Annotated in this window: 9 protein-coding genes, 4 tRNA genes and 2 pseudogenes; 13 read left to right on the top strand and 2 right to left on the bottom strand. The window is 41.2% G+C overall.

The features are described 5' to 3' along the window. The first annotated feature begins 16 nt into the window (after positions 1-16). The 4 genes from EII37_RS00845 (at position 17) to EII37_RS00830 (ending at position 382) form a co-directional block, all read left to right on the top strand. A tRNA-Phe gene (locus EII37_RS00845) sits at positions 17-89 on the top strand. 20 nt (positions 90-109) lie between these two features. After that, positions 110-180 (top strand) — tRNA-Gly (locus EII37_RS00840). A 34-nt stretch (positions 181-214) separates the two neighbouring features. Then, positions 215-288, top strand: a tRNA-Ile gene (locus tag EII37_RS00835). A gap of 6 nt (positions 289-294) precedes the next feature. Then, positions 295-382: transfer RNA gene (locus EII37_RS00830), tRNA-Ser, on the top strand. Between the two features lie 67 nt (positions 383-449). Here EII37_RS00830 and EII37_RS00825 read toward each other — a convergent pair. Continuing rightward, positions 450-1794 (bottom strand): annotated as a pseudogene (locus tag EII37_RS00825) (transposase). A 160-nt stretch (positions 1795-1954) separates the two neighbouring features. Next, entirely contained in the window at positions 1955-2890 is a 936-nt protein-coding gene (gene birA, locus EII37_RS00815; protein ID WP_124787263.1) for a bifunctional biotin--[acetyl-CoA-carboxylase] ligase/biotin operon repressor BirA, read from the bottom strand. 283 nt (positions 2891-3173) lie between these two features. On the opposite strand from birA, the gene EII37_RS00805 reads away from it, so the two are divergent. The 9 genes and pseudogenes from EII37_RS00805 to EII37_RS00765 all read left to right on the top strand — a co-directional run bounded on the left by EII37_RS00805 (position 3174) and on the right by EII37_RS00765 (position 10772). After that, positions 3174-4367: an O-antigen ligase gene (locus tag EII37_RS00805; protein WP_033683144.1), complete on the top strand. Its 1194-nt coding sequence runs from the start codon at positions 3174-3176 to the stop codon at positions 4365-4367. A 145-nt stretch (positions 4368-4512) separates the two neighbouring features. After that, positions 4513-4956, top strand: coding sequence for a MarR family winged helix-turn-helix transcriptional regulator (locus tag EII37_RS00800; protein ID WP_124787262.1), 444 nt, complete (start codon positions 4513-4515; stop codon positions 4954-4956). Between the two features lie 31 nt (positions 4957-4987). After that, a pseudogene (locus EII37_RS11290) lies at positions 4988-5182 on the top strand (polyketide cyclase); the annotation flags it as partial. 14 nt (positions 5183-5196) lie between these two features. Then, positions 5197-5925, top strand: a complete 729-nt coding sequence (locus EII37_RS00790) for an ABC transporter ATP-binding protein (RefSeq protein WP_033683146.1) — start codon at positions 5197-5199, stop codon at positions 5923-5925. Further along, the gene (locus EII37_RS00785) at positions 5918-7438 is read left to right on the top strand and encodes an ABC transporter permease/substrate-binding protein (protein WP_124787261.1); all 1521 of its coding nucleotides are present in this window, start codon (positions 5918-5920) and stop codon (positions 7436-7438) included. The genes EII37_RS00790 and EII37_RS00785 overlap by 8 nt, the downstream gene beginning before the upstream one ends. A 341-nt stretch (positions 7439-7779) precedes the next feature. After that, complete coding sequence (locus tag EII37_RS00780) at positions 7780-8382, top strand: ECF transporter S component (protein ID WP_124787260.1); 603 nt, start codon at positions 7780-7782, stop codon at positions 8380-8382. Further along, positions 8382-9173 (top strand): energy-coupling factor transporter transmembrane component T, encoded by a 792-nt coding sequence (locus tag EII37_RS00775; protein ID WP_185695928.1) that lies wholly within the window; start codon positions 8382-8384, stop codon positions 9171-9173. The genes EII37_RS00780 and EII37_RS00775 overlap by 1 nt, the downstream gene beginning before the upstream one ends. Next, positions 9149-9985, top strand: a complete 837-nt coding sequence (locus EII37_RS00770) for an ABC transporter ATP-binding protein (protein WP_124787258.1) — start codon at positions 9149-9151, stop codon at positions 9983-9985. The genes EII37_RS00775 and EII37_RS00770 overlap by 25 nt, the downstream gene beginning before the upstream one ends. Then, positions 9972-10772, top strand: a complete 801-nt coding sequence (locus EII37_RS00765; protein ID WP_124787257.1) for an energy-coupling factor ABC transporter ATP-binding protein — start codon at positions 9972-9974, stop codon at positions 10770-10772. Before EII37_RS00770 ends, EII37_RS00765 begins: the two co-directional genes overlap by 14 nt. Positions 10773-10976: the final 204 nt, after the last annotated feature.

Genomic DNA, 10976 nt, shown 5'->3' with positions numbered 1-10976 from the left:
CCTGCTCCCGCAATAAGGCTCGGTAGCTCAGTTGGTAGAGCAATGGATTGAAGCTCCATGTGTCGGCGGTTCGATTCCGTCTCGCGCCATTTTTATTTATAGTATTTATGCGGGTGTAGTTTAGTGGTAAAACTACAGCCTTCCAAGCTGTTGTCGCGAGTTCGATTCTCGTCACCCGCTTTGAACTTTGTTCAAATTACCAAGTTTTTAACTTGGGCGCGTAGCTCAGGTGGTTAGAGCGCACGCCTGATAAGCGTGAGGTCGGTGGTTCGAGTCCACTCGTGCCCATTAATAGGAGAATTACTCAAGAGGCTGAAGAGGACGGTTTGCTAAATCGTTAGGTCGGGTAACTGGCGCAAGGGTTCGAATCCCTTATTCTCCGTTTAAATGAGAGTTTATAACTCTCTTTTTTCTTGCTTCTTTGTCAACTGTAGTGGGTTGAAGAAAAGCTAAGATTGAGAAAGGACAAATTTCGTCCTTTCTTTTTTGATGTTTAGAGCGATAAAAATCCGTTTTTTGAACTTTTCAAAGTTCCGAAAACCAAAGGCATTGCGTTTGATAAGATTATTCGTTGCTTCCAATTTGGCGTTAGAATAGGGTAATTGAAGAGCGTTGACAATCTTCTCTTTATCCTTGAGATAAAGTTTTAAAGATAGTCTGAAAAAGAGGATAAACCTGTTTTAGATTGTCCTCAATGAGTCCGAAAAATTTCTCCTGCTCCTTACTTTGGAAGTGAAAAAGCAAGAGTTGAGAGAGATGGTAGTGGTGTTTCAAGTCTTCTGAATAGCTCAAAAGCTTGTCAAGAATCTCTTTATTGGTTAAGTGCATACGAAAAGTAGGGCGATAAAAACGTTTATCACTCAATTTACGACTATCCTGTTGGATGAGCTTCCAGTAACGCTTAATAGCCTTATATTCATGGGATTTTCGTTCAAATTGATTCATAATTTGGACACGTACACGAATCATAGCACGGCTTAAGTGTTGGAGTAAAACAGTCCAGTGGACTGTTTTAGACTAAGTTTAGAAATATAATAACGAAGGGTGAAAGTGATCTAGGACTATTTTAATATTCGGGAGTGAAATAGTCTGGGAGACTGTTTCAGCCTGAACCTAGAAATTCGAAAGTGAATCTGTTTAGCCAAGTCATAGTAGGGACTAAACATATCCATAGTAATGATTTTCACCTGACAACGAACGGCTCTATCGAAGAAAATGATTTCGGATGACAGTTTGTGTTCTACCTTCAAGAACAGCGATGATAGTGAGCTTTTCAAAATCTTGCGCAATGAAGCTCATCTTTCCCTTAGTAAAAGTGTACTCATCCCAAGACATAATCTCAGGAAGGCTAGAAAAATCATGCTTAAAACGGAAGTCATTGAGTTTGCGAATGACAGTTGAAGTTGAAATGGACAGCTGATGGGCAATATCGGTCATAGAAGTCTTTTCAATCAGATTTTGAGCAATCTTTTGATTGACGATACGAGTGATTTGGTGATTCTTCTTGTCGAGGGCGGTCTCGGAGACCGCTATTTTCAAGCACTGATAGCACTTAAAACGGCGTTTTTTAAGGAGAATTCTAGTAGGCATACCAGTTGTTTCAAGGTAAGGAATCTTAGACGGTTTTTGAAAGTCATATTTCTTCATTTGGCTTCTGCAATCAGGACAAGGTGGAGCCTCATAATCCAGTTTAGCGATGATTTCCTTGTGTGTATCCTTATTGATGATATCTATAATTTGGATATTTGAGTCTTTGATATCGAGTAGTTTTGTGATAAAATGTAATTGTTCTATATTATTTTTTCTAATAATGGTTTGGTTGCTTTTCATTATAGATCTTATGGGACTTTTTTCTACAATAAAATAGGCTCCATAATATTCATAGGAGATTTACCCACTACAAATGTTATAGAGACTTTTTATATAGTTTATTTTTTATTGTATAACTTCGCTATTACTTCCAAGTTTTTAGTGAAATTTCTCCGCTATTTAGCCAAATTTCTTTTCCGTTATCACATTGAACTAAAAGTTTACCACTTTCAGAGATGTCCTTAGCAAGTCCCTTGTAGTCTTTTTGATCTAGTGTAAAAGTAACTTCTTTTCCTAGGACGAATGACTGTTTTTTATATAGGTATAATAGCTCTTCTGCTGGTGTTTCGAAGAAAACACGCCATATCTCTATAATTAATTCATTTCTGGTTATAGGTGCTGGTGCTTTAAATAGACTAGCAGCTTTTTCTTTTAATTCCTGGGGGAAGTCTTTAATAGTAAAGTTGATTCCTACTCCAATAATGATATCTGTGACTAGGCCTGTTTCTACAGACGTCATTGCCTCAGTAAGGATTCCTCCAATTTTATGATTGTTTAGGTAGATATCATTGACCCATTTTATGTCGACATCTATTAAAGTTAGGTTCTTAATGGCTTTGTAGACAGCTCCAGCTACAAGTAGTGTGTAGGATGGTAACTTGTCATAGGCGAGATTTGGTTTAAGATGGAGTGTCATATAAATACCACCTTGTGGTGAGTAGAAGGAACGTTGAAAACGGCCTCGCCCTGCTGTTTGATAGGAAGCTATATAGAGGGTGTTTGCTTCATTTCCTAAATCAATTGCTTCTTTTGCATCCAGTTGTGTTGATTTTGTTTCGGGTTTAAAACTGACTTTAATTGGAAGATTTTCTTCTAGAATCTCTGGGAGAATAAGGTCACCATTCATCAGTTTATATCCTTTGTTTTTGATGCTATCAATTTCAATGCCTTCTTGTTCTAGTCGCTTGATGGCTTTCCAAATTGATGTTCGGCTTAGGGATAGTTCTTCTGCAATTTTTTCTCCACTGATATAGTCGGTTTCTTTAGATAGGATTTGGTAGACAGCTTGGTAGGATTTCATAGTGTTGCCTTTCTTTAAGAATAGTATATGATTTGAATCTAGTTTGGATAGTTGCGCCTAATCTATATTTTATTACTACTATTTTAACATATGCCTACTATTTACGGCATGATTTTCTTAGAGAAAATGCAATCAATAAGATTGAGTTTTGAAATCTCAGTATTTTTGCTCCCTTTTTTATCTAGGAAACGTTTCCTTTGTTTTCAAATTGCTAAAAAAGTGGTACAATAAAGGGTAGCTTACTATTATCTGAATCAGCTGATTTGGAGAGAAAGGATTCATTTTGAAATCAATAGGCTTTATTGAAAAGCTGAAAGGGTTGTCTAGTAAAGAGCTGATTTTATTGGGAGTTATCCTGAGTATCTTTTTACCCTTTTATCTTTTTGTAGTTGTATTCTGTTTATATATTATCAGTTTGATTTTTACAGGAGACATGAGAAGTATTCTTCAGAAAATGGAGGAGCATCCGATGCTGCTTCTTTTTCTTGGCTATAGTACTGTTATATCCGTTTTTGCACAAAATTGGATGGGAGTTGTTGCTTCAGTAGGAATGTTTCTATTTACTGTTTTCTTTTTGCACTATCAGTCGATTTTATCACATAAATTCTTTCGATTGATTTTGCAGCTCGTCTTGTTTGGTAGCGTCTTGTCAGCTGCTTTTGCGAGTTTAGAACATTTCCAAATTGTGAAGAAATTTAACTATGCTTTTCTTTCCCCCAATATGCAGGTGTGGCATCAGAATCGGGCAGAAGTGACCTTCTTTAATCCTAATTATTATGGAATTATTTGTTGTTTCTGTATCATGATTGCCTTCTATCTGTTTACAACGACCAAGTTAAATTGGTTGAAAGTATTCTGTGTGATTGCAGGCTTTGTGAATCTCTTTGGTTTGAACTTTACTCAAAATCGAACTGCCTTTCCTGCTATTATCGCTGGAGCCATTATTTATCTCTTTACGACCATTAAAAACTGGAAGGCCTTTTGGCTTAGTATTGGGGTCTTTGCGATTGGCCTGAGCTTCCTATTTTCCAGTGATTTGGGAGTTCGGATGGGGACTTTAGACTCTTCTATGGAAGAACGAATTTCTATCTGGGATGCGGGGATGGCCTTGTTTAAGCAAAATCCTTTCTGGGGTGAAGGGCCATTGACCTATATGCACTCTTATCCTAGAATACATGCTCCTTATCATGAACATGCTCACAGTCTTTATATTGATACGATTCTGAGTTACGGAATTGTGGGAACTATTTTATTAGTTTTGTCTTCTGTTGCTCCTGTTCGCTTGATGATGGATATGAGTCAGGAGTCGGGGAAACGTCCGATTATCGGTCTTTATCTATCTTTCCTTACAGTGGTTGCTGTGCACGGAATCTTTGACTTAGCCCTCTTCTGGATCCAGTCAGGTTTCATTTTCTTATTAGTTATGTGCAGTATTCCATTGGAGCATCGAACGTTGGTATCGGACATGACGGATTAAGTTTTATAAGATTAAAATTCTTCTACCTTGGGTAGGAGATTTTTTACTTGGAAAAATTATTTCTAAATCGAAATAGTTGACAGTTGAAATGATAAGTGTTAGAATTGTGTTATTCATTTCGATATCGAAATAAATTGGAGGTGTCATGAAATATTGTCATTTGCTAGCCCATCATATTCGTTTGTTAAACGGGCGGATTTTTCAAAAGTTACTTAGTCGGGATCCTGAAGCTCTTTATCGGAGTGAACAGGGGAAGATTTTAGCGGTTTTATGGAATAGTGAAACTGGCTGCGCAACTGCGACAGATATTGCTTTGGCGACTGGACTTGTTAATAATACTCTGACGACTATGATAAAAAAGCTTGAGGAACAAAATCTTGTAACCGTTAATCCATGTGAAGAAGATAAGCGTAAGAAGTATTTGGTTTTAACAGAGTTGGGGCAGTCTCAGAAAGAAGTGGGGCATCGTGTCAGTCAGAAATTGGATACGATCTTTTACAAAGGATTTTCAGAAGAAGAAATTCGTCAGTTTGAAGCCTTTCAAGAAAGAATTTTGGCTAATCTGAAAGAGGAGGAAAATGAGATTTAAAATGGAGCAAATTAGCTGTTTATAAGTAAAGGTCACTTTCGACTTTGTTTTCCAACTCTTAGGACAAGGAAACTATGTAGTTAGCTATGGTCAGACTCAGATTGATGGCCTTGCCTATGCCCGGTACGATATCTTTCGACTAGAAAACGGGAAAATTGTGGAGCATTGGGATAATAAGGAAGTCATACCTAAGGTAGAAGACTTGACCAATCGAGGGAAGTTTTAAATTGAGGATACAGAATGATTGAATACAAAAATGTAGCTTTACGTTACACAGAAAAATATGTCTTGAGAGATGTTAATTTACGGATTGAGAATGGGGAATTTATGGTTTTAGTTGGGCCATCTGGCTCAGGTAAGACGACCATGATTAAGATAATTAACCGTCTCTTGGAACCGACTGATGGAAATATTTATATGGATGGCAAGCGTATCAAAGACTATGACGAGCGTGAACTTCGTCTTTCTACGGGTTATGTTTTACAGGCTATTGCTCTGTTTCCTAATCTAACGGTTGCGGAAAATATTGCTCTGATTCCTGAGATGAAGGGGTGGACTAAGGAAGAAATTGCGAAGAAAACAGAAGAGCTTTTGGCTAAGGTTGGCTTGCCAGTAGCTGAGTATGGGCATAGACTTCCTAGTGAATTATCTGGTGGAGAACAGCAAAGGGTCGGTATTGTTCGTGCCATGATTGGTCAGCCTAAAATTCTCCTCATGGATGAACCTTTTTCAGCATTGGATGCGATTTCGAGAAAGCAGTTGCAGGTTTTGACGAAAGAATTACATAAAGAGTTTGGAATGACAACTATTTTTGTGACCCATGATACGGATGAAGCCTTGAAATTGGCGGACCGTATTGCTGTTTTGCAGGATGGAGAAATTCGCCAGGTGGCGAATCCTGAGACTATTTTAAAAGCTCCTGCCACAGAATTTGTAGCAGACTTGTTTGGAGGTAGTGTTCATGACTAATTTAATTGCAACTTTTCAGGATCGTTTTAGTGATTGGTTGACGGCTCTATCTCAACATTTGCAGTTGTCACTTTTGACCCTGTTACTAGCTATTTTTATCGCGATTCCTTTGGCTGTTTATCTTCGCTATCATGAGAAGTTGGCGGATTGGGTTTTGCAGATTGCAGGGATTTTCCAGACTATCCCGTCTTTGGCCTTGTTAGGGCTCTTTATTCCCTTGATGGGAATTGGAACCTTGCCTGCTTTGACAGCATTAGTGATTTATGCGATTTTTCCGATTTTGCAAAATACCATCACTGGGCTGAAGGGAATTGACCCGAGTTTGCAAGAGGCTGGGATTGCCTTTGGGATGACTAGGTGGGAGCGTCTCAAGAAGTTTGAAATTCCACTTGCTATGCCTGTTATGATGTCTGGGATTCGGACGGCAGCGGTCTTAATTATCGGTACGGCAACTTTGGCGGCCTTGATTGGGGCGGGAGGACTGGGGTCCTTTATCCTTTTGGGAATTGACCGTAATAATGCCAGTTTGATTTTGATTGGGGCCCTTTCTTCTGCAGTGCTTGCCATTGCCTTTAACTTCCTGCTAAAAGTGATGGAAAAGGCAAAATTGCGGACGATTTTTTCTGGTTTTGCCTTGGTGACCATATTGCTCGGTCTGTCTTATAGTCCAGCTCTCTTGGCTCAAAAAGAGAAAGAAAACTTGGTTATTGCTGGGAAGTTGGGTCCAGAACCAGAAATCTTGGCCAATATGTATAAGTTGCTGATTGAAGAAAATACCAGTATGACTGCGACTGTTAAACCGAATTTTGGGAAAACAAGCTTCCTCTACGAAGCTTTGAAAAAAGGCGATATTGACATCTATCCTGAATTTACTGGTACTGTGACTGAAAGTCTACTTCAACCATCACCGAAAGTGAGTCATGAGCCAGAGCAGGTTTATGATGTAGCGCGTGATGGCATTGCCAAACAGGATCATCTAGCCTATCTCAAACCCATGTCTTATCAAAATACCTATGCTGTAGCTGTTCCGAAAAAGATTGCTCAGGAATATGGCTTGAAGACCATTTCAGACTTGAAAAAAGTGGAAGGACAGTTAAAGGCAGGCTTTACACTTGAGTTTAATGACCGTGAAGATGGAAATAAGGGCTTGCAATCAATGTACGGTCTCAATCTCAATGTAGCGACTATGGAGCCAGCTCTTCGCTATCAGGCAATTCAGTCAGGCGATATCCAAATTACGGATGCCTATTCAACCGATGCAGAGTTGGCGCGTTATGATTTGCAGGTCTTGGAAGATGACAAGCAACTCTTCCCACCTTATCAAGGGGCTCCACTGATGAAAGAAGCTCTTCTCAAGAAACATCCAGAGTTGGAAACAGTTCTCAATAAATTGGCTGGTAAAATTACTGAAAGCCAGATGAGCCAGCTCAACTACCAAGTCGGTGTTGAAGGCAAGTCAGCAGAGCAAGTAGCCAAGGAGTTTCTACAAGAACAAGGTTTGTTGAAGAAATAGTTTGAAAATGTCAAACTCAACTTTGTTAAACGACCATATAGAAAACTGCTCAGACAATGTTGTCTGGGCTTTTTTGGTGTCAGAATTAATGATTTTCATTTTTAAATGGAAAATAATAAGAGGAAATTTTTAGGATTTTCTAAAATTTTACTGTAAATACACTTGACTATTCACAAAATAGGTGTATAATGTGTTGTGAACTACTTAACAAATAAAGATTTCCAGCTCATGTCGACTAAGGATGGAAATCTTGTGTATAGACAGTTCAGTAGATATATAATAGAGCGTTGCGTCCGAAAGTCTATCCAGACACGGCTCTTTAAAAACAAAAGGAGAAGATTATGAAAACAGAACCGATTCATCGTACCAGTATGTGGAAATTTAAGTTAAGTGCTGCCACCATGACTTTGATTCCCGCTGCCGTGGGGATTAACTATGTTGCCAAAGCCTTGGCGGAGGGGTTAAAGTTGCCCGTTTGGCTGGGGTCTTTGGGAACCTTTCTTTCCAGCATGTTGGCTGGGCCGGTTGCCGGTGCCATTAGTGGTTTCATCAACAACGTGATCTATGGGCTGACCTTATCGCCAATTTCAACCGTGTATGCGATTACCAGCATCGGAATTGGGATTGCTGTCGGAGTTTTGCACGCCAATGGGTGGTTCTCGTCAGCGCGACGAGTATTTGTTTCTGCTATTATTATTGCCATCGTTTCAGCTGTCATTTCAACGCCACTCAACGTCATCTTTTGGGGTGGTCAGACCGGTATCGCTTGGGGTGACTCATTGTTTGCGGTAATGGTCGCCAATCATGCACCAGTGTGGCTGGCCTCATTTACCGATGAGTTTGTCTTGGATATTTTGGATAAAGTCTGCGTGGCCTACCTGGCATTCTTCATCTATCGTCAGCTGCCGAAGCGGATGGTGCACTTCTTTAGCGATGATAAATGATGACTGATAAAACATTGATTTTTGGAGCGCCACGGGTCAAGCTCAAGTGGTACCAGGTGATCGATCCGATTACTAAGCTCTTGTTCATCTTGGACATGACGTTGTTGAGCTTTGCCAGTATGAATTTATTGCTTCAGGCCGGATTAATTCTTGTCGCAACACTGCTATTGTTATTTTCCAAATTGAGTTCTACCACCTTTAAGGCGCTGGGATTCAGCCTGTTTCTGATTTGCACCATGCTGATCATCCAAGGGTTATTTTACAGTCGGAATCAAACTGTGCTGTTTTCTGTGCTTGGGGTGTCGTTCTACAAAGAAGGCCTGATTTACGCCACCACTCTGGGTTGTCGAGTATTGGTGATTATTTTGACCAGTGGCTTTTTTATGGTGACCACGAGTATTTCAGAAAACGCGGCCTATTTGGAACTGTCCGGATTGTCTTATAAAACCGTCTACGTTCTGATGTCGGTGTGTTATATTTTGCCGGAAATGATGCGCAATATGCGGAAAATCCAGCAGGCACAAAAAGTTCGCGGAACTAATCCGCAAAAAACGTTGATTCAGAAATTAAAGTCAGTCCTGCCGGTTCTAATTCCATTGGTGATTAAGACCTTGGATCAATCGATGACGCGGTCGATTTCTCTCCAACTGAGAGGTTTTGATAATCTCAACCGGACGGTCAGAACCTCCCAGCGCGTGTATCGCCTGTCGCGGACGCTGCACATTGGTCTGACTGGATTGGCAATTTTATTGATTGGGTGGAAGATATGGACGAAGATAAACGGATTGTAATTGAAAATTTGACTACCCGTTATCCGGGTACTGAGCAACCACAACTGCGTCAGATTAACGCGGAGGTTCATACCGGCCAGGTGGTTGGGATTATCGGGAATAGCCACTCTGGCAAATCGACTTTGTGCCGTGTGCTGGCAGGGGTCATTCCCAAAATTGTGTCTGCTGAGATTGAGGGCGATTGGCACATGTTTGGCCAGCGAGTGTCCGACAATTGGCCCGTTTATAATGCCATGAATGGAGTTGTACTGCAAAATCCAGCTGGCCAACTAAGCGGGTTGGCAGACACGGTTGCCGATGAAATCGCCTTTGACTTGATTAATCAGGGAATGGCTGAAGGACTGATTCAAAAACGGGTTGAAGAAGTTGCCACGCAAATGGGGATGATTGAACAGCTGAATTTGCGTCCCGAGAGCCTTTCCGGTGGTCAGATCCAGCGGTTGGCAATTGCCACGGCGATTGTGGCTAATCCGGCTGTTTTGATTATGGATGATCCGACCAGTGAGATGGATCCCCTTGGCCGCCGGCAATTTTTCCAATGGCTGGCCCAAGTCAAAGAGACGACTGTCTTCATTGTCACCAGTGAAATTGACGATTTGTGCGAAGTCGCCGACGTTGTGTGGGTGCTGCACGAGGGTCAAATGGTAGCCCAGGGCAGGCCGGGTGAGGTGTTTAATCATTTGGTAGCTGACTGGCAGATTCCAGCCCCGACAATCCAGCAACTTGCTCAAAAAATGGACTGGCACTTGGCTGATGGCCGGTATCCGGTGAATTACGCTGATCTGAAGGAGGTTCGTTATGCCCACAATTGAACTGAGCCACCTGACGTTCACTTATCCGGAACGGTCCTTTAGCTTGGATGTTGAAGACAAACACTTCGCCGATCCGATGGTGGCGATTGTCGGCCAAAATGGTGCCGGCAAATCAACGCTCTTCAAATTGTTGACGGGCTTGCTGACACCACAAACCGGTGTGATTAAGATCGATGGAGAAAATTTTAATGATCTTAAACCAGTCGAAAAGTTACTGAAGGTTGGGATTACTTTTCAGAATCCTGACGATCAGCTTTTCAACCCGACCGTTCAACGAGAGGTGGAGTGGAATGTCGCGCAGGTCATGGATGACCACGACACGATTACGAGGCGGGCTTTAGCGGCTCTAAAAAGAGTTGGCTTGGATGATAAAACAGCTGAAAGTCCATATGACCTGTCATTGTCGGAACGCAAGCTGTTGAGCGTTGCCACAGTTTTGGCAGTGGATCCGGCGATTTATTTATTTGATGAGCCGATGATGTCGCTTGATTGGGAAAGCCGGCGCAAGTTGACCGCAATTTTCCATCAGTTGGCTGATTCGGGCCACCAAGTTGTGACCATCACCCATGACATGGATTGGGTCGCCGCCGAGTTTGAGTCGGTGTATGTTATGGAACACGGGAAGTTTGGCTTCGCCGGCAGTCCACGGGAATTGTTCAGCAATCACGAACTTGTCCAGCGAGTGGGATTACTACCACCGCGGATTATGGACATAGCGGAGTCGCTGGGTGATTCACAGACATATTTATCGGTTAATGATTATTGCCAGAAAAATCGAGATGTATAGAAAAAGTCACCTTTGCGGGTTTTCCAGGTTGAAGGATTAACTTCAGTTTCTGGCAAGAACTCACATGGGTGACTTTTGTGTTTAATAACGTTTCATGATCATCGGGTGCTTCCTCAGATCACTCGGTTTGATTTTACTTTGTTTCATGGTCATAATCATATACCATTTCTTTTGGATTTTTTGTTTGACTAATACAAAATAGGT

The sequence above is a fragment of the Streptococcus sp. OH4692_COT-348 genome, assembly GCF_003859975.1.
Classification (GTDB): domain Bacteria; phylum Bacillota; class Bacilli; order Lactobacillales; family Streptococcaceae; genus Streptococcus.
The sequence above is the reverse complement of the archived record's forward strand: the minus strand, read 5'-3'. Positions and strand labels throughout refer to the sequence as shown.